The organism is Mycobacterium sp. URHB0021 (assembly GCF_054057895.1).
Window position 1 is genome coordinate 1,088,210 of the sequence record NZ_JBSRZT010000002.1, and the last position, 26,119, is coordinate 1,114,328.

General features: G+C 66.7%; 27 protein-coding genes, 1 tRNA gene, 1 other RNA gene and 2 pseudogenes. 20 read left to right on the plus strand and 11 right to left on the minus strand.

The window, feature by feature from the left end:
- Window positions 1-1,053, plus strand: a complete 1,053-nt coding sequence (gene ligD, locus ACVWWN_RS07490; protein WP_457143329.1) for a non-homologous end-joining DNA ligase — start codon at window positions 1-3, stop codon at window positions 1,051-1,053.
- Window positions 1,054-1,058: 5 nt separating this feature from the next.
- On the opposite strand, the gene ACVWWN_RS07495 is transcribed toward ligD, so the two are convergent.
- Both ACVWWN_RS07495 and ACVWWN_RS07500 read right to left on the minus strand, forming a co-directional pair.
- Window positions 1,059-1,277 carry a hypothetical protein gene (locus tag ACVWWN_RS07495; RefSeq protein ID WP_457143330.1) on the minus strand — a complete coding sequence of 73 codons (219 nt, stop codon included), beginning with the start codon at window positions 1,275-1,277 and terminating at the stop codon, window positions 1,059-1,061.
- A gap of 589 nt (window positions 1,278-1,866) precedes the next feature.
- Window positions 1,867-2,058 (minus strand): hypothetical protein, encoded by a 192-nt coding sequence (locus ACVWWN_RS07500; RefSeq protein WP_457149471.1) that lies wholly within the window; start codon window positions 2,056-2,058, stop codon window positions 1,867-1,869.
- Here ACVWWN_RS07500 and ACVWWN_RS07505 point away from each other — a divergent pair.
- The 4 genes and pseudogenes from ACVWWN_RS07505 to ACVWWN_RS07520 all read left to right on the plus strand — a co-directional run.
- Entirely contained in the window at window positions 2,026-2,460 is a 435-nt protein-coding gene (locus ACVWWN_RS07505; protein ID WP_457149037.1) for a hypothetical protein, read from the plus strand. The two genes, ACVWWN_RS07500 and ACVWWN_RS07505, sit on opposite strands and share 33 nt — an antisense overlap.
- Window positions 2,461-2,507: 47 nt before the next feature.
- Window positions 2,508-2,819 carry a hypothetical protein gene (locus ACVWWN_RS07510; protein ID WP_457143331.1) on the plus strand — a complete coding sequence of 104 codons (312 nt, stop codon included), beginning with the start codon at window positions 2,508-2,510 and terminating at the stop codon, window positions 2,817-2,819.
- A gap of 110 nt (window positions 2,820-2,929) precedes the next feature.
- Entirely contained in the window at window positions 2,930-3,373 is a 444-nt protein-coding gene (locus tag ACVWWN_RS07515; RefSeq protein ID WP_457143332.1) for a hypothetical protein, read from the plus strand.
- A pseudogene (locus tag ACVWWN_RS07520) lies at window positions 3,373-4,072 on the plus strand (serine hydrolase domain-containing protein); the annotation flags it as partial. The gene ACVWWN_RS07515 and the pseudogene ACVWWN_RS07520, both read left to right, overlap by 1 nt.
- 27 nt (window positions 4,073-4,099) lie before the next feature.
- On the opposite strand, the gene ACVWWN_RS07525 reads toward ACVWWN_RS07520, so the two are convergent.
- The 6 genes and pseudogenes from ACVWWN_RS07525 to ACVWWN_RS07550 form a co-directional block, all read right to left on the minus strand.
- On the minus strand, window positions 4,100-4,627 hold the full coding sequence (locus tag ACVWWN_RS07525; protein WP_457149038.1) for a hypothetical protein: 528 nt from the start codon (window positions 4,625-4,627) through the stop codon (window positions 4,100-4,102).
- Window positions 4,628-4,708: 81 nt separating this feature from the next.
- A pseudogene (locus ACVWWN_RS07530) lies at window positions 4,709-5,697 on the minus strand (NAD(P)H-dependent amine dehydrogenase family protein); the annotation flags it as partial.
- A gap of 46 nt (window positions 5,698-5,743) precedes the next feature.
- Window positions 5,744-6,784, minus strand: a complete 1,041-nt coding sequence (locus ACVWWN_RS07535) for a S1C family serine protease (protein WP_457143333.1) — start codon at window positions 6,782-6,784, stop codon at window positions 5,744-5,746.
- A 60-nt stretch (window positions 6,785-6,844) separates the two neighbouring features.
- Window positions 6,845-7,288 carry a hypothetical protein gene (locus tag ACVWWN_RS07540; RefSeq protein ID WP_457143334.1) on the minus strand — a complete coding sequence of 148 codons (444 nt, stop codon included), beginning with the start codon at window positions 7,286-7,288 and terminating at the stop codon, window positions 6,845-6,847.
- A 5-nt stretch (window positions 7,289-7,293) separates the two neighbouring features.
- Window positions 7,294-8,046, minus strand: coding sequence for a hypothetical protein (locus ACVWWN_RS07545; protein ID WP_457143335.1), 753 nt, complete (start codon window positions 8,044-8,046; stop codon window positions 7,294-7,296).
- A 73-nt stretch (window positions 8,047-8,119) separates the two neighbouring features.
- Window positions 8,120-8,204, minus strand: a tRNA-Ser gene (locus ACVWWN_RS07550).
- Window positions 8,205-8,271: 67 nt separating this feature from the next.
- Here ACVWWN_RS07550 and ffs point away from each other — a divergent pair.
- From ffs to ACVWWN_RS07595, 9 genes are all read left to right on the plus strand, one after another.
- An RNA gene (ffs, locus tag ACVWWN_RS07555) (signal recognition particle sRNA small type) lies at window positions 8,272-8,366 on the plus strand.
- An 82-nt stretch (window positions 8,367-8,448) separates the two neighbouring features.
- Complete coding sequence (locus ACVWWN_RS07560) at window positions 8,449-9,681, plus strand: aminotransferase class I/II-fold pyridoxal phosphate-dependent enzyme (RefSeq protein ID WP_457149039.1); 1,233 nt, start codon at window positions 8,449-8,451, stop codon at window positions 9,679-9,681.
- Between the two features lie 46 nt (window positions 9,682-9,727).
- Entirely contained in the window at window positions 9,728-11,608 is a 1,881-nt protein-coding gene (locus ACVWWN_RS07565) for a DNA polymerase III subunits gamma/tau (RefSeq protein ID WP_457143336.1), read from the plus strand.
- A gap of 103 nt (window positions 11,609-11,711) precedes the next feature.
- Window positions 11,712-12,113 carry a hypothetical protein gene (locus tag ACVWWN_RS07570; RefSeq protein ID WP_457143337.1) on the plus strand — a complete coding sequence of 134 codons (402 nt, stop codon included), beginning with the start codon at window positions 11,712-11,714 and terminating at the stop codon, window positions 12,111-12,113.
- Window positions 12,082-13,860, plus strand: a complete 1,779-nt coding sequence (locus ACVWWN_RS07575) for a peroxidase family protein (protein ID WP_457143338.1) — start codon at window positions 12,082-12,084, stop codon at window positions 13,858-13,860. The genes ACVWWN_RS07570 and ACVWWN_RS07575 overlap by 32 nt, the downstream gene beginning before the upstream one ends.
- Before the next feature lie 34 nt (window positions 13,861-13,894).
- Entirely contained in the window at window positions 13,895-14,371 is a 477-nt protein-coding gene (locus ACVWWN_RS07580; protein WP_457143339.1) for a hypothetical protein, read from the plus strand.
- Window positions 14,368-15,750: a hypothetical protein gene (locus ACVWWN_RS07585; RefSeq protein ID WP_457143340.1), complete on the plus strand. Its 1,383-nt coding sequence runs from the start codon at window positions 14,368-14,370 to the stop codon at window positions 15,748-15,750. Before ACVWWN_RS07580 ends, ACVWWN_RS07585 begins: the two co-directional genes overlap by 4 nt.
- Window positions 15,741-17,168, plus strand: a complete 1,428-nt coding sequence (locus tag ACVWWN_RS07590) for a Dyp-type peroxidase (RefSeq protein WP_457143341.1) — start codon at window positions 15,741-15,743, stop codon at window positions 17,166-17,168. Before ACVWWN_RS07585 ends, ACVWWN_RS07590 begins: the two co-directional genes overlap by 10 nt.
- The gene (locus ACVWWN_RS07595) at window positions 17,165-17,611 is read left to right on the plus strand and encodes a DoxX family membrane protein (RefSeq protein ID WP_457143342.1); all 447 of its coding nucleotides are present in this window, start codon (window positions 17,165-17,167) and stop codon (window positions 17,609-17,611) included. Before ACVWWN_RS07590 ends, ACVWWN_RS07595 begins: the two co-directional genes overlap by 4 nt.
- Here the strand turns inward: ACVWWN_RS07595 and ACVWWN_RS07600 are convergent.
- Both ACVWWN_RS07600 and ACVWWN_RS07605 read right to left on the minus strand, forming a co-directional pair.
- On the minus strand, window positions 17,556-18,866 hold the full coding sequence (locus ACVWWN_RS07600) for a class I SAM-dependent methyltransferase (protein WP_457143343.1): 1,311 nt from the start codon (window positions 18,864-18,866) through the stop codon (window positions 17,556-17,558). The two genes, ACVWWN_RS07595 and ACVWWN_RS07600, sit on opposite strands and share 56 nt — an antisense overlap.
- Window positions 18,863-20,251 (minus strand): FAD-binding oxidoreductase, encoded by a 1,389-nt coding sequence (locus ACVWWN_RS07605; RefSeq protein WP_457143344.1) that lies wholly within the window; start codon window positions 20,249-20,251, stop codon window positions 18,863-18,865. Before ACVWWN_RS07605 ends, ACVWWN_RS07600 begins: the two co-directional genes overlap by 4 nt.
- A gap of 89 nt (window positions 20,252-20,340) precedes the next feature.
- Here ACVWWN_RS07605 and ACVWWN_RS07610 point away from each other — a divergent pair, with 89 nt between their 5' ends.
- Window positions 20,341-20,787 (plus strand): SRPBCC family protein, encoded by a 447-nt coding sequence (locus tag ACVWWN_RS07610; RefSeq protein ID WP_457143345.1) that lies wholly within the window; start codon window positions 20,341-20,343, stop codon window positions 20,785-20,787.
- Between the two features lie 5 nt (window positions 20,788-20,792).
- On the opposite strand, the gene ACVWWN_RS07615 is transcribed toward ACVWWN_RS07610, so the two are convergent.
- Complete coding sequence (locus ACVWWN_RS07615; RefSeq protein ID WP_457143346.1) at window positions 20,793-21,548, minus strand: Rv3717 family N-acetylmuramoyl-L-alanine amidase; 756 nt, start codon at window positions 21,546-21,548, stop codon at window positions 20,793-20,795.
- Between the two features lie 111 nt (window positions 21,549-21,659).
- Between ACVWWN_RS07615 and ACVWWN_RS07620 the strand changes: the two genes are divergently transcribed.
- The 5 genes from ACVWWN_RS07620 (at window position 21,660) to ACVWWN_RS07640 (ending at window position 26,119) form a co-directional block, all read left to right on the plus strand.
- On the plus strand, window positions 21,660-21,995 hold the full coding sequence (locus ACVWWN_RS07620) for a YbaB/EbfC family nucleoid-associated protein (protein WP_457143347.1): 336 nt from the start codon (window positions 21,660-21,662) through the stop codon (window positions 21,993-21,995).
- A gap of 1 nt (window position 21,996) precedes the next feature.
- Window positions 21,997-22,608 (plus strand): recombination mediator RecR, encoded by a 612-nt coding sequence (gene recR, locus ACVWWN_RS07625; protein ID WP_457143348.1) that lies wholly within the window; start codon window positions 21,997-21,999, stop codon window positions 22,606-22,608.
- Between the two features lie 36 nt (window positions 22,609-22,644).
- The gene (locus tag ACVWWN_RS07630) at window positions 22,645-23,472 is read left to right on the plus strand and encodes a hypothetical protein (protein WP_457143349.1); all 828 of its coding nucleotides are present in this window, start codon (window positions 22,645-22,647) and stop codon (window positions 23,470-23,472) included.
- Window positions 23,473-23,640: 168 nt separating this feature from the next.
- The gene (locus ACVWWN_RS07635) at window positions 23,641-24,999 is read left to right on the plus strand and encodes a D-tagatose-bisphosphate aldolase, class II, non-catalytic subunit (RefSeq protein WP_457143350.1); all 1,359 of its coding nucleotides are present in this window, start codon (window positions 23,641-23,643) and stop codon (window positions 24,997-24,999) included.
- Window positions 24,992-26,119 carry an SIS domain-containing protein gene (locus ACVWWN_RS07640; RefSeq protein WP_457143351.1) on the plus strand — a complete coding sequence of 376 codons (1,128 nt, stop codon included), beginning with the start codon at window positions 24,992-24,994 and terminating at the stop codon, window positions 26,117-26,119. Before ACVWWN_RS07635 ends, ACVWWN_RS07640 begins: the two co-directional genes overlap by 8 nt.

Here is a 26,119-nt window from a genome sequence, read left to right on the forward strand (position 1 = left end):
ATGGCAACGCCCGCACAAGAACTCGACGTCGACGGCGTCAAGGTCCGGTTGACCAACCCGGACAAGGTGTACTTTCCGAAGCTGGGCAAGGACGGCACGAAGGGCAGGCTGGTCGAGTACTACCTGTCGGTCGCCGACCGCATGGTGGCCCTGCTGCGTGACCGGCCCGCGCACCTGCAGCGCTTTCCCGACGGCATCGACGGCGAGGAGATCTACCAGAAGCGGGTTCCGCAGAAGCACCCCGACTACCTCGAAACCTGCACGGTGACGTTTCCATCCGGGCGCACCGCCGACGCGCTGAAGGTCACGCACCCGTCAGCGATCGCGTGGGCGGCGCAGATGGGAACCATCACGCTGCACCCGTGGCAGGTTCGCTGCCCCGACACTGAGCACCCCGACGAACTGCGCGTCGACCTGGATCCGCAGCCGGGTACCGCATTCCGCGAGGCCGCCGCGATCGCCGTCGACGTCCTCAAACCGCTTCTCGACGAACTCGGCCTGACCGGCTACCCGAAGACCTCCGGCGGCCGCGGCGTGCACATCTTCCTGAGGCTCAAACCGGACTGGGATTTCATCGCCGTCCGCAGGGCGGGCATCGCGCTGGCCCGCGAAGTCGAGCGGCGGGCACCCGACGTGGTGACCACGTCGTGGTGGAAAGAGGAACGCGGCGAGCGGATCTTCATCGACTACAACCAGAATGCACGCGACCGGACCTTCGCGTCGGCGTATTCGGCACGCAAGACACCGATCGCGACGGTGTCGACGCCGCTGACGTGGGACGAGCTGCGCGATGCCGACCCCGACGACTACACGATCAACACCGTCCCGGAATTCATTGCGGGCCGCGCTGATCCGTGGGCGGACATCGACGCGAAGGCCCAGTCGCTGGAGCCATTGCTGGAGATGGTCAAGACCGACGAGGAACGCGGCCTCGGGGACATGCCGTACCCGCCGAGTTACCCGAAGATGCCGGGCGAACCGCCACGGGTACAGCCCAGCAAGAAGGTCGCCGCGAACTGGGATGCCGACGGCAACCCGGTCGCGGGCGGCTGAAGCACTCAATCGCCGGTCCGCTGGATCCGTGAGTCGAAGTCGCTGCCGAACGGGCAGCCACCGGTGACGGTGTAGTGGCCGCGGCCGGTGAGAACCGTGATGGGATCCTGAATCGGTTGCGGCAGCGGGTATTCCAGGCTGATCTCTTTCTGGGCCGTGCCGCCGTCCTTGCACGTTGGGCTGCCCGACTTGTTCGGGAGGGCCCAGCGGCCGGCCGAGAACACCAGCGTTTTGGACTGGTCGGGATTGAACCAGGAACTGAGGCACCGCTCGGGATCCGGATACCAGCAGGGCCACAGGCATCACCATAGGCCGCGGCCCCCGCCCTGCGGCTGCCATTACAAACGCTGCCGAGGCAACCTTTCTTGCCGTTGCGGCCCTTGCGGAGGCAAAGTCAATACTTGCCAAGGCAAGAGCAATGACGTGCCTCGTCGGGTCCGCGGTGACCGACGTTCGACGGCACCCACGTCGAAATTTGCTAATTTTCCGTTCTGAAGAGTTCCTCGGCATGTCCTGTCAAAATGCAACGATCCGGCATCTTCCTGAAACGCCAGGTTGAAGGGCTTCTCATGAAGTTGTCCCGACGTCGGTGGCTACGCCTGCCCGTCGTGATGGCGGCAACCGCCGCTGTTGCCGCGAGTTTGGGGGTCGCGCCGACGGCGCAGGCCTTTCTCGTCCAGAACCATGAGCGCATCACACGAGACGCGCTGGCGCCGCTCGGGGTCGACAACACAGCGATGACGCAGATCCTCGTCGGCCCACCGCCGGGTGCCGGTGCAGTCGGGAGCGACGCATTTTCAGCGACGAGTTCCGTCATATCGACAACGCGAAGAATCCGGCCGAGATCTGTGCCAGGACGCAGGATGCGTGGAACTTCTTCCTCCCCATCGTCACGGGTGGGGCTGTGCCCATCGGGCCCAATGGCAGCGAACTGCTGAACGGGCCGTCTGCCCGCGCGCCGCGTTCGGCGGCCTGGCGCATGCGCTGCAGGATTTCTACTCCCATACCAACTGGGTAGAGGACAACATCGCCGTGGGCCAGCTCGACCGGCTCGCCCCGCCACTGATGCCCACCTGCGATCCGGTCACCCTCCCGCCCGGGTTGCACAGCGGGTTCTTCGACATCGACTTTTCATCGGACTATCCCCTCGGCGGCTGCCCACCCGTAGGTCCACCGCCCGGCTTTGCGGACTGCCACACGACGTTGAACAAGGACAACTTCGACACGCCGCGCGGCGGCACCCCAGTCCCCGAGCAGAACATCAACGAATTCGACCTGGCCTCGCATCTGGCAACCACGGCGACGACGGATCTGTACTGGCAGGTCCGTGGCCTCATCGTCGACCAACACGGGGAATGTGCGGCAGCGAACCTGTTCCAGGCCGATCGCCACGAGCCTTGTTGGTGACGGGGAGCGGTCGCTGTGTCGACGATCGGAGGAGGTGAGCACGATGTTTGGACGCCACCGCACCGGTCGTGCTCACGGCGGCCAATGCGCCGCCCAGCCTGGCCGCCGATGCCGGGTCTGCCGGCCAGAACCTCAAGGTGTTGCAATGGCAGCAGAACCAAGTCCAGCACGACGAGTGCTACCGGCCCCCTGTTCGGGCCCGCATCGTCACGGAAGTGGCCCAGCTGGGTTCGTACACCTTCACGGCATTGCGGCTCAATCCCCTTGGGAAGCCCATAGATGTAGCGGTGGGCGACTTTTTGGAGGCGGTGACGCCCCGGGGCCAGGAAAACCACCACCGCCCCCACCGCCGCCGGTGAAGAAGAGTCGGCCGCACCACTGACTTTCGCCGGCACGCGCCGCCCGAAATCTCCCGCCTGTCGACGCCCGAACTGGCACAGTGAGTTCGGCGATCGATCGGGAGGAGCGGATGACATTCAAGAAGTTGCTCGCGGCACTGGCGATCGCCGCCATGCTTGCCAGCGGGGTCACGGTCACGGCCATCATGATCTTTGCCGACCATTCCCAGCCCGCGGCCACCAAGGCGCCCCCACCGCGGCGCCCCGCGCTTCCCCCACCACCGCCGTCGGTGCCGACCGCCAACGAGTTCACGATCGGTGTGGTCGTCACGGCGCAGGATTGTTCTCCGGGTGGCGCCTGCGTCTACACGTACACAGTCGACCCGAAATACCTTGGACGGCACCCGTTTCCGCCGACCGCATTCACCGTCGAATATCAGGTGACCGGCGGGCATGAGCCCCAGCCCGGCAAGTTCACCGTCCAGGGGCAGACGGCCCAGGTTCCCAAGGACGTCACCGTCGAGGGGCCGCCGGGCGCGCGCTTGCAGGCGGTCGTGACGCAGGTGACGGGCTGATGGGCAAGGCGGCTCTTCTCCGCGCCGAAGAAGGCCTGCCCCGTGGCGTGCAGGGCGCCGCGGATCCGCGCTTCAACAATGTCGCACGAGTGTTCGCCGGGCTGTTTCCCGGTCGGCGGTTCGGTGGCGGCGCGCTGCCGGTGTATGTCGACGGCCGCGCGATTGTCGAGATCTGGACCGGCTGGTCGGATCGCTCGGGCGAGGCCGCCTGGACCGCCGACACCGGCGCGATGGTGTTCTCCACACCAAGGGAATTGCCGCGACGGTGATCCACCGACTGGTCGACCGCGACCTGCTGTCCTACGACGAGTCTGTCGCCGAATACTGGCCCGAATTCGCGGCCAACGGCAAGGATGACATCACCGTGCGGGATGTGCTGCGACACCGCGCCGGGCTTTCGCACCTCAAAGGTGAGCTGGCCGCGGCCGGCGTCGACCTCCGCGGCTGCCGGCCTGTCACGCGTTGACCTACGGCTGGATCCTGTCCGGGTTTGCACGCGCGGTGACCGGAATGGGGATGCGCGACCTGATCCGCGAGGAGGTGGCGCGTCCGCTGAACACCGACGGGCTGCACCTCGGCCGCCCGCCCGCGGAGGCGCCGACCAAGGCGGCACAGATCCTCCCCCCGCAGGGCACGCGCGCCAATCCGGTGTTCAACTTGGTCGCGCCCAGGGTCGCCGGCCTGCCGCTATCGTGCGCCGGCCGCAATCGCCTGAGGCGTCAACCGCTACGGCACGGTCACGCAGCCGACGCCGGGCAGGCAGCCGCCGCCTCCGCCCGGACCGCCGCTACCGGTGGGTCCGCCGGGAATGGAACCGCCACCGCCGCCGGGGCCGCCGCTACCGGTGGGTCCGCCGGGGATGCCGCCGCCGCCGCCACCGGGGCCGCCGCCGCCGGTGGGTCCGCCGGGGATGCCGCCGCCGCCGCCACCGGGGCCGCCGCCGCCGGTGGGTCCGCCGGGGATGCCGCCGCCGCCACCGTCGGGGCCGCCGCCACCGGTGGGCCCACCCGTGCCGCCAGGGGTGGTCGGAACGGCCGTCGTCACGGACGGCGCGGTGCTGGAGCTCGGGGTCGTGGCTGACGTCGTAGCTGACGTCGTGCTGGTGGCGTCACTGCCGCTGTCGGAGCCGCAGCCGGCCAGCGGTGCCGCCGCAATGGCCGCCGTCAGCCCGATCAGCGCCGACCACCGTCGCCAGTCACCGCGAGCGCCCGTCGCAGTCGGCGGCTGGGTGGAAGTGAGATCCGTGGTTGCCATTTGGTCGAGGGCCCGCTTTCTCCGAGTTGGTGTGATCGCCCCCGAGAAGTTCCCGTGCCCGCGATGTCTAAACCTGGGGTACGACCCACGCGGCAGGATCAGCGGCAGGTCGTTGTAGGTCACGATGCCCGGCGCGGCGGCGACGACGGCCGGGATCGCGTTCAGCGGCGGGTGGCGGTCATGATGTGGCCGAGCACCATGAATTCCTCGAGCGTGGTGGCCGCGAAATCGGGCGGGGGAAGGAATGCGACCTTCGTCGTCACAGTCGGCCGCCCGGCAACCTCGATCACCCAGCCGTCCTGATCGATCTTCCAATGGGTTCCAGCGCTTGGCCTTTGCGCCACCGCACGTTGATCTCGATCCGGGTCTCACCTCCGACGATGCCCTTCCGGCCGGCGCGCACGCCCGCGACGCAGCCCGCCGGGATGGTTCACGAACCGAGATCGAGATCCTCTGTGGTCTGCGCATATTCGGCGTCGCAGCGCACCTCGTCGAGTTCGATGCCCAGCGCGTCGGCGACCATCCGCACCGCTTCACCGAATACGCCGGTGCCGTGCTCGGTCATGGCCTGCAGATCCGGATGGTCGATCGGCTGCCCGAAGCCCACCGGCTTCTCGGTCGCCGGTGAGTCGTAGAACGTGGTGTCGGCCGCCTCGTTGACGGTGATCTTGTCGATGCGGTCGCAGATTCCCGCCGCGACGATGGACAGCTGATTGACGTAGCCCGGGCTGATGCCCGACCCGTACATCATCGAACCGCCACGCCGGCACGCTCGGCGACGTTCACGCTTGCCTCGAGGACGCGGACCAGCTCGTCGACGTCGATCCACCTCGGGTTGTAATTGACCAGGTCGGCTTGAGCGCCGGCAGTTCGTCGACATCGTTGGTGGCCTTGACACCCAGCGGCTCGATGCCCGCCAACTCGCCGGCATCCTGTCCCACCTTGTCGTCCGACCATGCGTACAGGCCGACGAGCTCCGAATTCGGATTATTGGCGATCGCCGCTACCGAGCTCTTCCCCACATTTCCCGTCGTCCACTGGGCGACCCGATAAGACCCGCTGTTGGGCACTCGCTCCGCATAGGGTCGGCCCCTCGTGAGCCCGACACTTTTCGGCTCAACTCGTCTCCGGGGCCAGCGTCGCCTTACCGGTCCGCTCTACACCGCTGCTGTCGATCCACGTCAAGTCGACGACGTCGCCCGGGTAGTGCCCGTCGAGCACGTTGGTCAGGGTGGTGGCCGAGTCGAGCGCGGTGCCGTCGATCGACGTCAGTTCATCACCGGGTCGAAGCCCGGCCTGGTCGGCCGCACTGCCACGCATCACGTCGCGCACGCCGATCCCCGGGCCCGAACGCTGCTGTGTGCTGACGCCCACGCCCAGCAGCACCGGTGGCCCGATGTGCACGCTGCCCGACCGCGCCCCCGAGCGGATCTGGCCTGCCACGCCCATCGCGTCGTTGATCGGGATCGCGAACCCCTTGCCGCCCGGACCCATCCGGAAATTCACCGACGCCGCGGTGGTCATGCCGACAACCTGTCCGGCCCCGTTCACCACGGGCCCACCGGAATCGCCCGCCCGGACCGGCGCCGCGAACTCGATGAGGCCGTCGATCTCATCGGAACTGCCGGTCAGCGCATCCTCGGCGTTGACAGTCCGGCCGAACGTCGTCACCGTGCCCACCTCGCGGGTCAGCGGGCTGCCCGACCCATTCGCATTGCCGAGGGCGACCACCGGTTCACCCTGGGCCAGCGTCGCCGAGTTCCCGATCGGCGCCGCGGGCAGGCCGCCGGCACCGAGCAGTTGAAGGACCGCAACGTCGGATCTGCGGTCGTAGCCGACGAGGCTGGCCGGGTAGGAGCGGCCACCGACGGTTGCGGTGACCTTGTCGGCGCCCGACACCACGTGATAATTGGTCAGCACCTGGCCACCGGGGTCCAGCACGATGCCGGTCCCGGTGCCGAGCGCGTTCTGGTACTCGATCACGGTGTCGATGCGCGCGACGGCCGGTTCGACCGCGGCGGCGGCGGCCACCGGGTCGCCGGGGGCGGCCGTCGAAACTGCCGGCTGTATCGGCGTGACCAGGGCCAGCATCGCGAAAAGTGCGACGAACAGCGTCGCCAGCCGGGTCGGACGGTACGGGGAGCGGGCTTTACCCATCTCCCAATATTGCCCGACGGCGGCGACCGAGTAACCCTCGATGGCACAACCGCCCCGTCTTCAGCGATTTCGCACCAGCAGCGTGGCGCGGTAATCCTCGAACGGGATCGGATCGTCAGGCGTCTGCGGATACGGGTCCAGTGACCGCAGTTCGACGCGGTAGGGGCCGGCCGTCCCGACCTTCACGGCCTGGCCCGGGGCGGGATTCGTATTGAACGTCAGGTTCGTCGCGGGGGCGTCCGGTGCGGTGACCGTGACGGCGATTCGGGCCTGGCCCGTCCAGAAACACTCCACCTGCGTCGGGCAGCGGGAATCCTCCAGCACCTCGGCGAAGCGAAGCCGCAGATCCTCGGCCGCGATCAGCCCTTCCTGGCCGCCGGCCAGGATGAACGGTTCGTTCAGGGCGAGTTCGGGCGTGTCTGCCCGGGCCGGCTCCTCGGCGTGACAACCCAGCAGTGCCAACCCCATCAGCACCACGCAGGCCGTGAGTCGGCGCCGCGTCACGGTGCTCAATCCTCGACGGCCACACCGCCACGCAGCCGTCTGCGTCTGCGTCTGGTCGGTTCGGCTTTGCCGGACGGACGTCGATTACGCGGCCGGCCGTTGGCCGCCGGAACTTTGGATTCCCCGTCTTCCGGGGATGACGATTCCTCTTCCGCGGCCGTCACCTCGGCGGGCACGTCCTCGTTTTCCTCGGCTTTGTCGTCGGCTTCTGCCGTTTCGACGTCCTCGGTCGCGTCGGTGTCCGCAGTGTCAGCAGCTTGGGCATCTTCGGTGGCCTTGCGGCCGCGGCGGCGCTTCTTGGGTTCCTTCGACTTCAGCGGTTTCGGTGGAGGTGGCGGCAACTCGGCCACAAAAGCGAGGTAGAAACCGAAAATCCCGAGCAGAGCGATGGCCGCGGCGGCGCCATAGATGCCGAACAGCCAGGGGCCCGCGCGGTCCAGCGACAGCCAGATCTCGCTGATCGCGGTCCCGATGATGAGCACGCCGGCGAGCACGTGCAGCGCGATCGACGTGGTGCGCAACGCCAAGGCAAGCTGCGGGGTGCCGAACTCCGGTCTGCGGGTGCGCAGCAACGTGAACACCACCGGCAGCGCGGCGAGGCCCATCAGCGCGCCTGCGACGATGCGCAGCACGGTGCCCAGCGTGTGCGAAGTGTCGTAGAGCAACTCGGGCCACCGGGGCAGGACGAAGAAGAAATACAGGACGCCGGCGGCGATTGAGAACGACGCGTGCCAAACCACCGCAACGGTGCGGCCCATACCCCTCCTCAATGCTTCTGGTCGGGGCGCGACCAGGCCGTTTCGGTCTGCTGGTCGCACCCCGGACCAAGTGCGGAGGATGCGGGATTTGAACCCGCGAGGGCGTTAACCCAACCCGCGTTCCAGGCGAGCGCCATAGGCCACTAGGCGAATCCTCCGCGGGCCATGGTAGCCGACCTGACCGGTGCGCCCGTCGAGTTGCTCCCGCGGCGGTATTACACTCGCCGTGGACCCCGCGCGGCGTCTATCCTGTGAACTCCCCCAGGGCCGGAAGGCAGCAAGGGTCAATGGGCTCTGGCGGGTGCGCGGGGTCCCCTCTTTTGAATCCGGTCCGGTGAAAGGCGCGCGGTGTCGTTTCAGTCGCTCGGCCGTGCCGATCTGCTCACCCAGCACGAGCTGCAGATGCGCAACTACGCGGAATTGCAGGCCAAGGCGCTGAAACTGGACCTCACCCGGGGCAAGCCGTCCCCGCAACAGCTGGACCTGTCCAATGCGCTGCTGGAGCTGCCCGGTTCTGGAAAGGATGCCTTCCGCGACGGCGAGGGCACCGACACCCGCAACTACGGCGGTCTACACGGCCTGCCCGAGTTGCGGGCCATCTTCGGAGAACTGCTCGGCATCCCGGTGTCCAATCTGGTCGCCGGCAACAACGCCAGCCTCGAACTGATGCACGACGTGGTGGTGTTCTCGCTGCTGCACGGCGGCGTCGACTCGCCGCGGCCGTGGATCGAGGAGCCGGCCGTCAAGTTCCTGTGTCCGGTGCCCGGCTACGACCGGCACTTCGCGGTCACCGAGACCCTTGGCATCGAGATGATCAGCGTGCCCATGCTCGAAGATGGTCCGGACGTCGACCTGATCGAAGAACTCGTCGCCGCTGACCCCGCCATCAAGGGCATGTGGTGCGTCCCGGTGTACTCGAACCCGACTGGCACCACCTACTCGTGGGAGACGGTGCGGCGACTCGTCCAAATGAAGACGGCCGCAAACGATTTCCGGCTGATGTGGGACAACGCGTACGCCGTGCACACTCTGACGCACGACTTCGTCCGCCAGGTCGACGTGCTCGGGTTGGCCGATGCGGCGGGCAACCCGAACCGGCCGCTGTTGTTCGCCTCGACGTCCAAGATCACCTTCGCCGGCGCCGGCGTCAGCTTCTTCGGCGGGTCGCTGGGCAATATCGCCTGGTATCTGCAGTACCTGGGCAAGAAATCGATCGGTCCGGACAAGCTGAATCAACTGCGGCACGCCCGGCTCTTCGGCGACGCCGACGGGGTTCGCCTGCAGATGCGGCGGCACCAGGAACTGGTCGCGCCGAAGTTCGCGCTGGTGCTCGAGATCCTCGAGGACCGCCTCGGCGAGTCCAAGATCGCGTCGTGGACCGAGCCCAAGGGCGGCTACTTCATCAGCCTGGACGTACTGCCGGGCACGGCCAGGCGCACGGTCGCACTGGCCAAGGACGCTGGGATCGCCGTGACCGAGGCGGGCTCGGCGTTCCCCTATCGAAAAGACCCGGACGACAAGAACATCCGGATCGCACCGACCTTCCCGGCGCTGCGCGATCTGCGCGAGGCGATCGACGGATTGGCGACATGCGCACTGCTGTCGGCGACCGAATCCCTGCTCGAGACCGAATGATCATCCGGCCCAGCTTTTGTCGCTGCGCGTCGGTAGCCTGCTGAGCGTGGCGCTCTACCGCAAGTACCGACCGGCTACCTTCGCCGAAGTGGTCGGGCAGGAACATGTCACGGAGCCGCTGTCCACCGCGCTGTCGGCCGGGCGCATCAACCACGCCTATCTGTTCTCGGGCCCGCGAGGGTGCGGCAAGACATCGTCGGCCCGCATCCTGGCCCGCTCGCTGAACTGTGAGAAGGGCCCGACGCCGACGCCGTGCGGGGTGTGCGACTCGTGCGTCGCGCTCGCGCCGAACGGAGGGGGAAGCGTCGACGTCACCGAACTCGACGCGGCCAGCCACGGCGGTGTGGACGACACCCGTGAGCTTCGGGACCGGGCGTTCTACGCACCGGCGCAGTCGCGCTACCGCATCTTCATCGTCGACGAAGCGCACATGGTCACCACGGCCGGCTTCAATGCGCTGCTCAAGATCGTCGAGGAGCCGCCGGAACACCTGATCTTCGTATTCGCGACCACCGAACCGGAGAAGGTGCTGCCGACCATCCGGTCCCGTACCCATCACTACCCGTTCCGGCTGCTGGCGCCGCGGACCATGCGAACGCTGCTCGAGCGCATCTGCGCCCAAGAGGACGTCTCGGCCGACGACGCGGTGTACCCGCTGGTCATTCGGGCCGGTGGCGGTTCGCCGCGTGACACGCTGTCGGTGCTGGACCAGCTGCTGGCCGGCTCGGAAAAGGTCGCGACGGGCAACCACATCTCGTACTCGCGGGCGCTGGCGCTGCTCGGTGCGACAGACGTGGCGCTCATCGACGACGCGATCGACGCACTGGCCGCCGGGGACGCCGCGGCGTTGTTCGGCGCGGTCGAGGGAGTCATCGACGCCGGCCACGACCCGCGGCGCTTCGCCACCGATCTCCTCGAGCGCTTCCGCGACCTGATCGTGCTGCAGTCGGTCCCCGACGCCGTCGCGCGTGGTGTGGTCGACGGCCCCGAGGATGTGCTGGAGCGGATGCGCGACCAGGCCACGCGGGTCGGCGCCGCGACGCTGACCCGCTACGCCGAGGTGGTACACGCCGGGCTCGGTGAGATGCGCGGAGCGACGGCACCGCGGTTGCTGCTGGAGGTGGTCTGCGCGCGTCTGCTGCTGCCGTCGGCCAGCGACACCGAATCGGCGCTGCTGCAGCGGGTCGAGCGCATCGAGACCCGGCTCGACATGTCGATCCCGGCATCAGACGCGGTTGGTATGGCCGCGCCGGCCGCCTCGCCCAAGCAGTTCGTCCGGAAGAACAAGGCGGCGCCGCCGACCGAGCCCTCACCGACGCCTGCGCCCAAGCCGAAACCGGTGCCGCCGGCACCGGCGCCCAGGCCGGAACCGGCACCGGTACCCAAAGCCGTTGAGCCGCCGCCCCCTTCGCCGCCGCCGGTGCGCGCGCCGTCGGACCCGGTCGTCGCCGCGCCACCGCCGGCAGCTGTGACCGGCGAGCCCAACGCGGCGGCCGTGCGCAGCATGTGGACGACGGTTCGCGAGAAGGTTCGTCAGCGCAGCCGTACCACCGAAGTGATGCTGGCCGGTGCGATCGTCCGCGCCGTCGAGGGCGACACGCTGGTGCTCAGCCACGAATCGGCCCCGCTCGCCAAACGGCTGGTAGAGCAACGCAATTCCGATGTCATCCGCGAGGCGCTCAAGGACGCGCTCGGCGTGGACTGGAAGATCCGTTGCGAGGCGGGGGGAGCGGCGCCGCCACCGGCCACTGCGCCGACGACAGTTGAGGCCGCCGACGAAACTCAGACGCGGCGCAAGGAGGAAGAGGAGAGCATGCTGGCCGAGGCGGGCAGCGATACCTCCGAGGCCCCGCGACGGGATCCGGAGGAGGCCGCGCTCGAGCTACTGCAGAATGAGCTCGGTGCGCGTCGCATCGAGGGCGGCTAACCGCCTGTTGCCTACCGGCCCTCACTCGGGCTGCGGGAGCCGATAGAAATTCGGGTAGTCGACTACTCACGCGTGCGCAGGCAGAAGAGCGCACGATCGGGCGATGTTACCTCCAAGCGCCGCCCGCAAGCTTCTTGCGGCGATCAGAATCGTGAACGGGGCAGTGGGCCTTCTGGTTCCGGACAAGCTGCTCGGCCGGCTCGGTGTCGACATCACCAAGGACCGATCCGGGACCTATCCGTTCCGGATGTTCGGCATCCGCACCATCCTCATCGGCCTGGACCTGGTCCTGCTGACCGGTGAGGAACTGCGCCGCGCAGAAAAGCTGGCCGTTCTCATCCACGCCACCGACACCATCTCCGCGGCCGTCACCACCGCGCGCGGTGACCTGCCACCCAAACCGGGCCTGGTGGCCATAGGTATTTCCGCAGTCAATACCGGGCTCGCGGTCGTTGCGTGGAAAGGAGGCCGACGTGCTGTCGTTGGGCCAAAGGATCCTCATTAGGGCTGCCCACTTCGTCGACCGCCGATGGCATTGGGACAAGCTCCCGGTCCCGCTGGGGCTGATCACCCTGATCGGAGTACGGGACGCGTTGAGGGAAGAGAACCTCTACGACACGTACGACGGGGCGCCGCCCGCAGCCCCACCGCTGCCCGCCGCCGACTACCTGACGGTGCGAACCGTCGACGGCTCCTACAACGACCTGTCCTCACCGTCGATGGGTATGGCTTGCACGCGGTTCGGGCGCAATGTTCCGCCGGGCCACGGCCAGGCCGAAGAGCCGCCCAGGCTGTTCGAGCCCAACCCGCGCACTGTCAGCAACGAGCTGCTGTTGCGGACAGACTTCAAGCCGGCGACAACGCTGAACGTCCTCGCCGCGGCGTGGCTCCAGTTCGAGACGCGTGACTGGTTCAGCCACGGGACGAGCACCGATCGGATGATCGAGATGCCTCGACCTGCCGGCGATGACTGGCCCGAGGACCCGATCCGCGTCCCGTCGACACCCGCCGACCCGACGGAGTCGGCGGGTCAGCACACCAAGAGTTTCCTCAACACCGAAACCCACTGGTGGGATGCCTCGCAGATCTATGGCAGCACACCGGAATTCCACGCAGCGATCCGTACCGGTGAGGACGGCAAGATACGCATCGATGCGGACGGGTTCATCGACATCGATCCGTCGGCGGTCGGCGCATCCGGTGGTGAAGACGGCTGGTGGCTGGGCCTTGAACTGATGGCGACGATCTTCATGCGTGAGCACAACGCGATCTGCGACCGGCTGAAGTCCGCGTACTCGCAGTGGTCCGACGACATGCTGTTCAACAAGGCCCGGCTGGTGAACGCCGCGCTCATCGCCAAGATCCACACCGTCGAATGGACGCCCGCGATTCTCGGCCACCCTGCGCTGCAGATCGGTATGCGGGCGAACTGGTTCGGGCTCGCAGGTGAGCGAGTGAAGGACCTCGTCGGGCGCCTGGGCACCAGCGAGCTCGTCAGCGGCATACCGGGGTCGCCGACGGCGCATCACGCGGCGCCGTACTCCATCACCGAAGATTTCGTGACGGTCTACCGCATGCACCCCCTGATCCCCGATGACTACGAGTTCATCAGCGTCGACAAGTCCCCGCACCTGCACTGCTCCTTCGATGAGATCCACGGGGTTTTGAACTCACGTGGGGTGCTCAAGAGCGTCGGGGCGGGAAATGCCCTCTATTCGCTCGGGGTAGCCCATCCGGGTGCGGTGACGCTGCACAACAGCCCGCGGTTCATGCACCGCTTCGACCGCACCGACAAGTTGACCATCGACTTGATCGCCGTCGACCTTCTACGCTCACGGGAACGAGGGGTACCGCGCTACAACGAGTTCCGGCGGCTACTGAGGCTGGCCCCGGCGGCAACCTTCGATGACATCAGCGGCGGCGACCCGGCCACGGCTCGGCAGCTCGACGAGATCTACGGTGGTGACATCGAACAAGTCGACACTTCGGTCGGCATGTTCGGCGAGCCGCTTCCGCGGGGCTTCGGGTTCAGCGACACCGCATTCCGCATCTTCGTGTTGATGGCGTCTCGGCGCCTCAAGAGCGACAGGTTCTACACCGTCGACTTCACCCCGCGGGTATACACCCCGGAGGGGATGGCCTGGATCGACGACAACGACATGGTTTCGGTTCTGGTGCGCCACTATCCCGAGCTTGAACCGATGATGCGCAAGCAGCGCAATGCATTCGCACCGTGGCCAACCGACGGCTGAACCGACCGATCGACGGGGGACAATCATGGCAGACATGCGTCCGATTTCGGACTCGCGTGCGACACCAAAAACAGAAGCGGTGCTACTCGGCACTGCGAACAGCGCGCTGGACGCGTTGTTCCGCGAGTCGCCGGCGGGTCCCATCCCCGACGGCGACACCAGAGGCACCCTCCTTGCCTGGCCCGGGACCAGGTGGGCCAAGCCATTGGCGTTTCTCGTCTACCTCATCGTCTGGAAGGGTAAGGTTCTCAATCGTCGGGAAGCGCTGTTGTGCAACAAGATAACTCCCTTGGGGTGGCAACTCATCAAGGCCCGCCTATCCCACGACGACAGTTGGGTCGATCAGCGGGAGTGCATCCTGATCGACTACTCGAAGACGTCGTTCGTAGCGCGGATGGTGCGCGACGAGATTCGCCTGGTCGGCCCTGGACTGTACCTGGGTGTGGTGTGGCTGTGGCGGCGGCGCGTCGGATGGTTCACCATCCGCTCGTCGGCAGGCACGGCGGCGTGACGAACGGACTGTATCCGATGACGCATCAAGAGACATTCACCGTGATGGCCGAGGTCGGCGAGGGACGACTGGGCTCGCTTCGCGACGTGCTCGGACGCATACCCGACCATGTCGACGGCTGGAGCGTTCTGCCCTTCGAGAGGCTGTCCGGTCTCCATTTCGCCCGGTTCGTCCTGTTCGACCCGACTGAGGATCTCGACCACCGGCCGGTGCCGGCACAGGTCGCGCTGCTGACCGACGTCGACGCACCGCTGGCCGGTCACCTCGATGAGCTCTCGAGGATCTGCGGCAAGGGCCTCGATGAGATATTCGGTCATTGCGTGGGCTATCCCGTGATGGCCGATACGACACCGGCAACCCGCCGCGCGTATCTGCGCACTCATCAGGTGAAGGCCGCTGCGGCACACATAAATCGGCGCGGCCGAACTGTGGAACAGATCCTCGGCGAGGATCGTCTGCAGCGCGAGATCAACGACTTCCTCGATCGCAACGACTTCAGCTCACACCAGCCCGTGCAGGTCAGGGACGCGATCGTGGCCTTCGTGCGAGGCCGAGACGACCTGGCATGGGCGCTCCGGCCGGCGACACCACCGACCTTGTCATGGCGCTTCAAAGAAGCTGTGCACCAATATTTCTGGATTACAGTGCTGGCGCTCGGTGCGGTGCTGGTATTACCTCTGGTAGTGCTCGGATTGGCGTTGTTCGTTGCGCTACTGCGCTATCACGAGAAGCGCGACGTGCCTGACACCAGGGCCGCGAACACCGACGTGGTGCGGGCGTTTCGCGACGATGAGGACTACTGGGTGCACAACCAGATCGTGGCGGTGGGATTCCTCAAGAAGGGCCGTTTCCGCCAGCTGAGCACTCGCGCCATCCTGTTTCTCACCGACTACGCGACCCGACACATTTACAACCGCGGAACCCTGTCGGGTTTGAACACCATCCACTTCGCGCGGTGGGTGCGGATGAACGACAATCGCGGTCTGTTCTTCTCCAGCAACTACGACGGCAGCCTCGAGAGCTATATGAACGACTTCATCGACAAGGCCGCATGGGGCCTCAACGCGATCTTCAGTAACGGCGATGGCTTCCCCCGCACCCGCTTTCTGTTCTGCGGTGGCATCACAGACGAGAAGGCCTACAAGCGACTGTTGCCGACCCGCCAGGCCCCAAGCAACGTCTGGTACAGCGCCTATCCGCACCTGACCACCAAGAACATCGCGAACAACGAGGCGATCCGACGTGGGCTGTCGGGCAAGCTCAACGAGGATCAAACGTATAGCTGGCTGCGCCGATTCGGCATCGGCAACGAACTTCCGGAGTCCAGCTGGGTGGCCCAGCGCCTGGACCGCATCCCCTGGGACAAGCTATGCCACTGAAGTTGAACGAGATTCAGGGCGCCATCCTGCACGGCTACGGGGCGCTCGACAATGCGTGTTTTCTCCTGCTGGCAATCGACGACGGCGCACGGGCACGGAATTGGCTGGGACGGTTGAAGCTTCGGGACAGCCAGGTACGACCGGAGTCGTCCGACACCTGCACCAACGTCGCCTTCACCGCCACGGGACTTGCCAAACTTGGTTTGCCGCAGGAACAACTCGCAATGCTGGCCGGTGAATTCCTCCAAGGCATGGCGGGCACCGACCACCGTCGACGCATTCTGGGCGACCACGGAGAGAGCAGCCCCGAGCTCTGGCGTTGGGGCGGACCGGGAAATGGCGTCGACATACTGCTTATGCTGTACGGCAAGGACGATGCCGCGGTTCGTACGCTGGAGGCCGGCCATGACTTGCCGGCGGGTGGGCTGCGATTGATCGAGCGGCTGGACTCGCTGACGCTGCCGGGGCGCAAGGAGCACTTCGGCTTTCGCGACGGCATTTCGCAGCCGGCGGTGGAGGGATACGACGACGGCGGTCAACCCGGCAACACCGTCGCGGCCGGCGAGTTCCTGCTCGGCTACCGAAACGCCTACGGTCAATTCACCGACAGACCATTGGTGAAGCCGTCCGCCGACCCCCGCAACCTGCTGCCACCCGCGGCGGACGATCCCACACTGCACGATCTTGGCAAGGACGGAAGCTATCTCGTCTTTCGTCAGCTCAAGCAGGACGTGCACGCGTTCTGGACCGCGATGGCCGACAAGTCGTGCGGCGCTTTCGACGGCGACCGAGTCCAGTCGAGTGTCGCGCTGGCCGCCAAGATGGTTGGTCGCTGGCCCAGCGGTGCACCGCTGGTCAAGGCGCCGACGGCCGACGATCCCACGCTGATCGACGACAACGAGTTCTCATATCTCCGTTCGGGTGACCGTGACGGGCTGAAGTGCCCCATCGGCTCGCATCTGCGGAGGTCCAATCCGCGTGACTCACTCGATCCATTCCCGGGCTCGGACCGTTCTGTCGACGTCGGCAAGCGGCATCGCATCATTCGGCGAGGCCGGGCGTACGGACCGCCGCTGGCATCGTCAATGGATCCCGGCGACATCATCGGCATGCCGGACGACCACGTCGAACGCGGCTTACATTTCATCTGTTTCAACACGCAGTTCGGTCGGCAGTTCGAATTCATCCAGCACACGTGGGCGAACAGCACCAAGTTCGACGGCGGCTATGCCGAGGACGATCCGATCACCGGCGACCGTGGAAATACGCACGGCATGTGCGGCGGATCATTCACAGTGCCGCAGACGCCGGTGCGTAAACGCGTCACCGGTCTGCCGCGCTTCGTCACCACCGTCGGTGGAGCGTACTTCTTCATGCCGGGCATCAGCGCGGCGTGCTACCTCGCCTCACTGCCATGACCGACTGGAAGCGCTACGCTCCCTTGCCACTTCGGGCGTTCATCGGTGGTGGGCTGATTCTGCACGGCGGCATCAAGCTTTTCGCCTCCGGGGGGCACACCAACATCGCCTATCTCGTCGGGCAACTCAGCGTCCCCTTCGCCGACGCCGCCGGGTGGGTGGTCGGTTCGGTGGAGTTCGTAGGCGGCGTCGCCATCCTGGCGGGGGCCTGGTTCAAGGTCGCGACGATCGCGAATGCGCTAAACGTATGCGGGCTACTACTGCTGGGCTACCTCGCCGGTGGCATCCCGGCGCCACTGCCTGCCGGTGATCCGCTGCCCGACTTTAGGGAAGCGTTTCTCATTCTGGCGGGTGTGGTGAGCCTGTTACTGAGTGGGCCCGGACCGTTCACGGCGTCCACCATGGGCGCAGCGGCAGGCCGCCGTCGTGACCGTGTGAGTTGAGCTTGACCGCGAGAACCTGATGCAGCTGGATGACATTCGTCTCGAAGCCCAGCCGGGACCCCGCCATGTACAACCCCCACACCTTGGCGGTGGGTAGGCCGACCTCCTCGACGGCCTCGTCCCAGTGCGCGACGAGGTTGCGGCACCAGTCGCGCAGCGTCAACGCGTAGTGATGACGCAGGTTCTCCTCGTGCACCACCTCGAGGCCGACGTCCTGGGCTTCGGTGATGATCCGGCCCGAGCCGGTGAGCTCCCCGTCGGGGAACACATAGCGGTCGATGAACCCGCCGGCCGAGGGTCCCGACCGGTTGTCCGGCCGGGTGATGCAGTGGTTGAGCAGCAGGGCACCGTTGCGCATCTTCGACTTGAGGAACCGGAAGTACGCCGGATAATTGTGCACCCCGATGTGTTCGGTCAGCCCGATCGAGGACACGGCGTCGAATCCGGACTCCCGGACATCCCGGTAGTCGCCGTGGCGCACCTCGGCCAGGTCGGCCAGACCCTGCTCGGCGATGGCGTTCTGCGCCCACTCGGCCTGCTCTTTGGACAGCGTGACCCCGATGGCCTTCACGCCGTGACGGGCGGCGTAACGGACCATGCCGCCCCATCCACAGCCGACGTCGAGCAGCCGGTCGCCCGGTTGCAAGCGCAATTTCTCGAACACCAGGCGGTATTTGTTCTCCTGCGCCTCCTCGAGGGTGGCGTCAGGCTCCGGATAGCACGCGCAGGTGTAGGTCATCGACGGGCCGAGCACCCACTCGTAGAACGTGTTCGACACGTCGTAGTGGTGATGAATGGCCTCGGCATCGCGAGTTTTGCTGTGGCGCAGACCTTCTGCGATGCGCCGCCAGCGGGGCAGCGCTTCCTGGGGTGGTGGCGCGATCGGCTTGAGGTGCTCGATGCCGATCGAACGGATGATGTTGGCCAGCACTCGCGCGGGCGGCCGCTTGAAGTCCATCTTGTCGGCGAGCGCCTTGAGCAGGTCATAGGGGTCGCCGGGGTGCACGCCGTGCGGTTCGAGGTCACCGGCGACGTAGGCGCGTGCCAGGCCGAGGTCGCCGGGTGCCGTCGCCAGATAAGTCGTGCCGCGAGGTGTCCGCAGATCCAGACCCAGGGTCGCGTCCTCGGGCCCCGCCACACTCCCGTCGTAGGCGGTGAACTTCAGCGGGAGCTGCCCGGCGGCGAAGATCTCCAGGATCTCGGCCAGCGTGAGCTTCCGAGCCGGCGCCTGAGTTTGTTCCTTGAATGTCGTCATTGCCGTTGAACCGCCTTCGCATAGAGGTCTAGCAGCCGTGAATCGGGGTCGTAGGTTTTTTTAACGGTCTTGTAAGTCTCCCCGCCATACAGTTCGTCAAACTCATCGCGGGAATAAAAAGAGTCGGAATACAGAGATTTGTGCCCGTCGAGTTCGCTCACTTTGCGCTCGATCAGCTTATTGGTGTGGCCCTGCTCGGATCCCACCGGTACCGAGGACCAGAAGCCCACGTTGACATAGGTACGGTGCGGACGGATCGGGTAGAGCGGCCAGTCACCGTCCTCGCGCAACCGCAACGGACACAACCAGATCGGCTCGATGGGCACGTTCTTCAGGAACCAGTCCACGAACTCGGCGGTCTTCTCGATCGGTACCTCGATGTCCTGGACCACGCGCTCGCGGGGCGGCCGACCGTTGCGCTTCTCGATCCGATCGGCGATGTTGAACCGCTGCTCGTAGCCAATGAGCTTCCAGTAGAAGCTGCTACGCCGGTAGCGCCGCGGCCACAAGCGGCGAATCCGGGGATCCTGCGCGCCGAATGCGCGCGAGCACCAGAACCAGTCGGTGTCCCACCGCCACAGATAGTCGTTGATGGTGAGCCGGTCGTGCTTCTCGGCCCCGTCCTCGCCGGGGTGCTGAATGGACCGGTAGTAGATCTGCTGGCCGGTGTAATCGCTGACGGGCCCGGGCGTCCCGGTCCGCACACCCACGCACAGGTAACTCTCAGCCGCGCTGAACACCACGCCGTCGAGATAGTCGACCGGCGTCCCGTCGATACCTCCGGTCTCGATGATGCGGTCCATGGCGGCGACCAGCGTGTCGACCGAGTTGAACCGCAGGTGCCTGAGACCGACGAACGGCTTGACGGGCTCGAGCTCGATCTTCAGCCGCACCGAGTAGCCCAGCGTGCCATAGGAATTCGGGAACGCCCGGTAGAGGTCGGCATGCTGGTCGGGGGACGCGGTGATGATTTCGCCGGTGCCGGTGAGGATGTCCATTTCCAGGACGCTCTCGTGCGGCAACCCGTTGCGGAATGACGTGGACTCGATGCCGAGCCCGGTGACCGCACCGCCGAGCGTGATGGTCTTCAGCTGCGGCACCACCAGCGGCGACAGTCCGTAGGGCAGCGTGGCGGCAACCAGATCCTCATACGTGCACATGCCGCTGACGTCGGCCGTCCGCGCTTCGGGGTCGACCGCGACGACGTCGGTCAGGCCGGAGGTGTCCAGCCCCTTGCCGGAGGTCTTGGCGCGGGCCCGAAACAGGTTCGAGGTCGGTTTCGCGAGGCGGACGGTGGCGTTCGGAGGAATGGCCCGGTAGCTCGCGAGCAGCCGGCGCACGCCCTCGGCGTGAGCACCACGTGCATCCGCATCCGCAACTGACACGGATATACGCTAGTCCGCGGTGGCGGCCGATGCGACCGCGGCAAGCCGGAATCACACTGTTTTACCAACCCTTACCTAGGAGTTTCACGATGGGACAGGTCAGCGCGTCCAGCACCGTCTTGATCGACGCCGAGCCAGAGACCGTGCTGTCGGCGATCACCGACTATCAGACCGTGCGCCCCAAGATCCTTTCCCCGCACTACAGCGGCTACCAGGTTCTCGAGGGCGGCCAGGGCGCCGGGACGGTGGCGACGTGGAAACTGCAAGCCACCAAGTCGCGGGTGCGTGACGTCAAGGCGACCGTGGACGTGGCGGGCCACACCGTCATCGAGAAGGACGCCAACTCGTCGATGATCACGAACTGGACGGTCGCTCCGGCGGGGACGGGCTCGACCGTCACCGTGAAGACGTCATGGCAGGGCGCGGGCGGTGTCGGCGGCTTCTTCGAGAAGACCTTCGCGCCGTTGGGTCTGCGCAAGATTCAGGCCGAGGTGCTCGAGAACCTCAAGAAGGAAGTTCAGCGCACCAACAGTTAACCGGGCTAGCTGGTCCTCGCCGGCTGGGTGCCCAGGAAGCCCGCGATACCCCGAACCACCGCGTCGGCGTACTTCTGCCTTCCCTCGGGTGTCTTCATGAGCGCGGAGTCGGCGGGGTTCTTCATGTTGCCCATCTCGACGAGGACCGACGGATACTGCGCGAGGTTCAGCCCGGTCAGGTCCGAGCGCGGGTACAGGCCGTTGGAACCGATGTAGGTGGCGGGCGTGAGACCGGAGCCGGCCAGCTGATCCCGCATGATCTGCGCGAACTGCACTGACGGCCCGGCCTGCGCCTGGTTCAACGGCGGCGAGGAGTAGTTGACGTGGAAGCCGCGCCCGGTGGCCGGACCACCGTCGGCGTGAATGCTCACGATCGCGTTGGGCGCCAGCGCGTTGGCCATGGTGGCGCGTTCGTCGACGCAGGGGCCGAGGGCGTTGTCGTTGCCGCGCGACATCGCGGTGCGCACCCCGAGCGCCGTCAGTTCGGCGCGGATGCGCAGCGTGGTGTCCCAGGTGAAGGTGTGTTCGGGGTAGCCGTCATCGGTCGAGGTGCCGCTGGCCTGACAGTCCTTGGTACCACCGCGGCCGGTGGGCACCTGCTTGCTGATGGAGGCGTCGTTTGCACCGTTGTGGCCGGGATCGAGGAACACGATCATGCCGGCGATGTTGGCGGGGGCGGCGGATGCCGGCGTGGCGAGCATCGACGCGGCGACGAGCAGACTGGCGCCGATCAGGGCGCCGACACGCAGACTGGCAGGCACGGGCGCCACCGTAGCCCGGCCGACGACTAGGCTGAAAGCCCGAACCGCCGCGAGCCGGCGAGCGCAACCAACTCGAGACCAAGACGCAATCAACACGCAAGGGGACCAGTCATGCAACCCGGTGGTGGCCAGCCCGATATGTCGGCACTCCTCGCGCAAGCGCAGCAAGTGCAGCAGCAGTTGATGGAGGCGCAGGAGGCGCTGGCCGGCGCGGAGGTCCACGGCCAGGCCGGTGGCGGTCTGGTGCAGGTCACCATGAAGGGGAGCGGCGAGGTGGTCGCCGTCTCGATCGACCCCAAGGTCGTCGATCCCGGTGACGTTGAAACGCTGCAGGATCTTGTGGTCGGCGCGATCGCCGACGCCGCCAAGCAGGTCACCATCCTGGCGCACGATCGTCTCGGGCCGCTCGCAGGCGGCATGGGCGGTCTGGGCCTGCCGGGGTCCTGAATTGTTCGAGGGCCCGGTCCAGGATCTGATCGACGAGCTCGGCAAGTTGCCCGGGATCGGCCCCAAGAGCGCGCAGCGGATCGCCTTTCATCTGTTGTCGGTCGAACCGCCGGATATCGACCGCCTCACCGCGGTGCTCGGCAAGGTGCGCGACGGGGTGACGTTCTGCGCCGTGTGCGGCAACGTGTCCGACGACGAACGGTGTCGCATCTGCAGCGATCCACGCCGGGACGGAACACTGGTATGCGTCGTGGAAGAACCCAAAGACGTGCAGGCCGTCGAGCGCACCCGCGAATACCGCGGCCGCTACCATGTGCTGGGTGGCGCGTTGGATCCACTCTCCGGTGTGGGACCGGAGCAACTGCGGATTCGGGAGCTGCTCAACAGGATTGGTGAACGCGTCGACGGCGTCGACATCGCCGAGGTGATCATCGCGACCGATCCGAACACCGAGGGTGAGGCGACCGCGACGTATCTCGTGCGGATGCTGCGCGACATCCCCGGGCTCACCGTCACGCGGATCGCCTCGGGGCTACCGATGGGCGGCGATCTGGAGTTCGCCGACGAGCTGACTCTCGGCCGCGCACTGTCGGGCCGCCGCCAAATGGCCTAGCGCCAACTTGTCGGAGCACGACGGCACGATGCACTCATGGGTGAGGTGATTCTCGGGGGCGAGGCCGTCGCGGCCGGCGTGGTGACGCGTCATGAGCTCAGGTGTTCCTACCAAACGATCCATCGAGGGGTCTACGTCCGCAAGGACGCAGACGTGTCGTTTCGGGACCGGGCGGTCGCCGCATGGTTGGCATCCCGCCGCAAGGGCGTTGTCGCCGGTGCGGCCGCCGCCGCGCTGCACGGTGCGGCGTGGGTCGACCCGGCACAGCCGATCGAGGTGGCCGGCGTGAAGTGTGCCGCCCAGAAGGGCCTGGTCTTCCGCGCCGAACGTATCGCCGACGACGAGATCATCCACCTCGCCGGGCTGCCCGTGACGACGCGGACGCGTACCGCGTTCGACGTGGGCCGCCGACCGGACCGCTACCAGTCGCTGGCCCGGTTGGACGCACTGATGTGGAATCAGCACTTCTCGATCGATGAGGTAACGGCTCTCGCGCAGCGGTATCCGCGCGCCACCGGAGTTCGCCAGCTTCAGGATCTGCTCCCGCTCGTCGATGCAGGAGCGGCCACTCCACGCCAGAGCCGCATCCGGTTGTGCTTGCTCGACAACGGTTTTCCCCGGCCGCTGACCCAGGTAGCCGTCCTGGTGGGCTCCCGACCGGTCGCATTCCTCGACATGGGCTGGCCGGAGTTCATGGTGGCCGTCGAGGACGGCGGGGACGTCGCCCGGATCCGGATGCTGGAAGCCATGGGGTGGATCGTCATCCGGGTGCTCGCCGACGACCGCCCCGTCGAATGGCTGGCCAAGGTGGAGGCGGCGCTGGTCGCTCGTGGTTGCGTCGTCGAACTCGCCGACGCGGCCTGAAGCGGTGTAATGGTGTAGCGGTGCCCGCCGAATACCTTCCGGCGCAACAGGGTCAGCGATCGCACCGTGCCATCGTGTCTGCGCACGGATACCAAACAATCAGTTTTATTGACCGCTTCATGGTCAGGCATTGCGCGTTTTGAGCGATTTTTCGATCATTGAAGGACCATGTCTCCCAGACCCGCCGACCCGGTCGCCGCCGCGGTGAACCGGACCGGGCTCGGCGCCCCGCTCGCCGCTATCATCGCCCGGCACAAGGCCGGTGAGACGGTCGGCATCTATTCGGTTTGCTCGGCACATCCCGTGGTGGTGGACGCGGCGATCGCTCAGGCCGCCGAAGACCGCGACCCGGTGTTGATCGAGGCCACCTCCAACCAGGTCGACCAATTCGGCGGCTACACGGGGATGCGTCCGAGCGACTTCCGCGACATGGTGTACGAGATCGCCGACCGGCGAGGGTTTTCCCGGGAGCTCGTCGTGCTGGGCGGTGACCACCTGGGCCCGAACCGGTGGCAGGGTCAGCCGGCGGCCGAGGCGATGGCCAACGCGGAGGCGCTCGTCGCGGGCTATGTCGAGGCCGGCTACAGCAAGATCCACCTCGACTGCAGCATGTCCTGTGCCGACGATCCCGCCGTCCTCGGTGACGAGGTGGTCGCCGCGCGCAGCGCGCGGCTGCTGCGCATCGCGGCGGACACGGCCGAACGCGTTGGTACCGCCGGTGCGCTGTCCTTCGTGATCGGCACCGAGGTGCCGGTGCCCGGCGGCGCCCACGAGACCCTCGACGCCGTTGCCCCCACACCACCCGAGCGTGCCCGCAGCACCATCGCCGCGCACCGGACCGCGTTCGCCGGGGTCGGCCTCGACCACCTGTGGCCCCAGATCACTGCGTTGGTGGTGCAGCCTGGCGTCGAGTTCGACCACGTCAAGGTCGTCGACTACCGGCGTGCCGCCACCACCGAGCTGCGCCGCGTGCTCGACGTCGAACCGAACCTGGTGTTCGAAGCCCACTCCACCGACTATCAGCGCCCGGCACAGCTACGGGAACTCGTCGAAGACCATTGGGCCATCCTGAAAGTCGGGCCGGCACTGACCTTCGCGCTGCGGGAGGCGATGTTCGCGCTCGCGGTGATCGAGTCCGAACTCGTCGCACCGTCGGCACAGTCCCATCTCGTCGAGGTCATCGAGCGGCGCATGCTAAACGATCCCCGCTACTGGCAGGGTTACTACGACGGCGACGCTCGCACCCAACGACTGGCGCGTCGTTACAGCTACAGCGACCGGCTCCGTTACTACTGGGCGGAACCCCGCATCGAGAATGCCCGAAAGACGTTGATCGCCAACCTCACCCAGGTCGCGATCCCGCCACCGCTGATCAGCCAGTATCTTCCCGACCAGTACCACCGCATCCGCGACGGCCTGCTGCCGGCCGATCCGGCGGCCCTGGTAACCGACCGTATCCGCGACGCGCTGCGGCCCTATGCCCGGGCGTGTCGACTCGACACCAATGACGGAGCAACGATTGTTTAGCGAACCCACCGGTATTCCGTCGCAGAAGGACGGCGGCGCCACGCTTCTCGAGATTGCGCAACAACCAGGCGCGTGGCGCGAGATCGCCGGCCGCAGCGATGAACGTGCCCCGACGTTCCTCGCCGATATCCTCGCGCTCGCCGACCTGCGGATCATCCTGACCGGTGCAGGCAGCTCGGCCTTCGCCGGCCAGATCGTCGCACCGGCGTTGCGCCGCCACCTCGGCCGCCGGGTGGAGGCGATCCCGACCACCGGAATCGTCGCCAACCCCGCCGAGCACCTCGAACGCGAGACACCCACGCTCATGGTCTCGTTCGGCCGCTCCGGCGGCAGTCCGGAGAGCCTGGCCACCACGCGGCTGGCCGACGAGCTGATCGACAGGGTGTGGCACCTCATCCTCTGTTGTGATCCGGACGGCGAGCTGCCGAGGGCGCATTCGGGGCGTACCGACTCGCTGGTGGTCCTCATGCCGCAGCGCACCAACGACACCGGATTCGCGATGACTTCGAGCCTCACCTCGATGATTGTCGCCTGCCTGCTGCTACTCGGCCCGGCCGACCGCGCCTCGGTGGGTGCCCTGGCCGACGCCGCCGAACACATCGCCGGGCGCCAACAAGACATTCGGACCCTGGCCGCGACCAAGCGCACCCGCTTCGTATACCTGGGCAGCGGCGCGCTGGAAGGGCTGGCCCGCGAATCCGCGCTCAAGCTCTTGGAACTGACCGCGGGCGAGGTCGTCACCTACTTCGACTCGCCGCTGGGGTTCCGGCACGGACCGAAGTCGATGCTCGACAGCGACACCCTGGTAGTGGTCTACGTGTCCACCGACGAATACACCCGTCGGTATGACCTCGACATCATCGCCGAGATCCGCTCCCAACTGGGCGATGACAGCGTGGTGGTGATCGGCGCCGGCGACAACTGGGAGCTGCCCGGCCTGGCCGGTGTCGGCGATTCTCAAGCCGCGGTGGCGTATCTGGTGTTCGCGCAATACCTGGCGTTGTTCACCGCATTGGAATGGGGCAAGACGCCGGACAACCCGTTTCCGGCCGGTGAGGTCAGCCGCGTCGTCAAGGGCGTCACGATCCACCCCATGACATCCCCCGGCAAGGACAGGTGA

Coding starts and splice junctions, on each gene's coding strand:
- ACVWWN_RS07545 (WP_457143335.1), bottom strand. CDS start 8,046: ATGGGCCGCACCGTTGCGGTGGTTTGGCACGCGTCGTTCTCAATCGCC.
- ACVWWN_RS07515 (WP_457143332.1), top strand. CDS start 2,930: ATGACATTCAAGAAGTTGCTCGCGGCACTGGCGATCGCCGCCATGCTT.
- ACVWWN_RS07590 (WP_457143341.1), top strand. CDS start 15,741: ATGCCACTGAAGTTGAACGAGATTCAGGGCGCCATCCTGCACGGCTAC.
- ACVWWN_RS07560 (WP_457149039.1), top strand. CDS start 8,449: ATGCGCAACTACGCGGAATTGCAGGCCAAGGCGCTGAAACTGGACCTC.
- ACVWWN_RS07635 (WP_457143350.1), top strand. CDS start 23,641: ATGTCTCCCAGACCCGCCGACCCGGTCGCCGCCGCGGTGAACCGGACC.
- ACVWWN_RS07535 (WP_457143333.1), bottom strand. CDS start 6,784: ATGGGTAAAGCCCGCTCCCCGTACCGTCCGACCCGGCTGGCGACGCTG.
- ACVWWN_RS07500 (WP_457149471.1), bottom strand. CDS start 2,058: ATGGGAGTAGAAATCCTGCAGCGCATGCGCCAGGCCGCCGAACGCGGC.
- ACVWWN_RS07620 (WP_457143347.1), top strand. CDS start 21,660: ATGCAACCCGGTGGTGGCCAGCCCGATATGTCGGCACTCCTCGCGCAA.
- ligD (WP_457143329.1), top strand. CDS start 1: ATGGCAACGCCCGCACAAGAACTCGACGTCGACGGCGTCAAGGTCCGG.
- ACVWWN_RS07630 (WP_457143349.1), top strand. CDS start 22,645: ATGGGTGAGGTGATTCTCGGGGGCGAGGCCGTCGCGGCCGGCGTGGTG.
- ACVWWN_RS07570 (WP_457143337.1), top strand. CDS start 11,712: ATGTTACCTCCAAGCGCCGCCCGCAAGCTTCTTGCGGCGATCAGAATC.
- ACVWWN_RS07600 (WP_457143343.1), bottom strand. CDS start 18,866: ATGACGACATTCAAGGAACAAACTCAGGCGCCGGCTCGGAAGCTCACG.
- ACVWWN_RS07525 (WP_457149038.1), bottom strand. CDS start 4,627: ATGGCAACCACGGATCTCACTTCCACCCAGCCGCCGACTGCGACGGGC.
- ACVWWN_RS07580 (WP_457143339.1), top strand. CDS start 13,895: ATGCGTCCGATTTCGGACTCGCGTGCGACACCAAAAACAGAAGCGGTG.
- ACVWWN_RS07610 (WP_457143345.1), top strand. CDS start 20,341: ATGGGACAGGTCAGCGCGTCCAGCACCGTCTTGATCGACGCCGAGCCA.
- ACVWWN_RS07595 (WP_457143342.1), top strand. CDS start 17,165: ATGACCGACTGGAAGCGCTACGCTCCCTTGCCACTTCGGGCGTTCATC.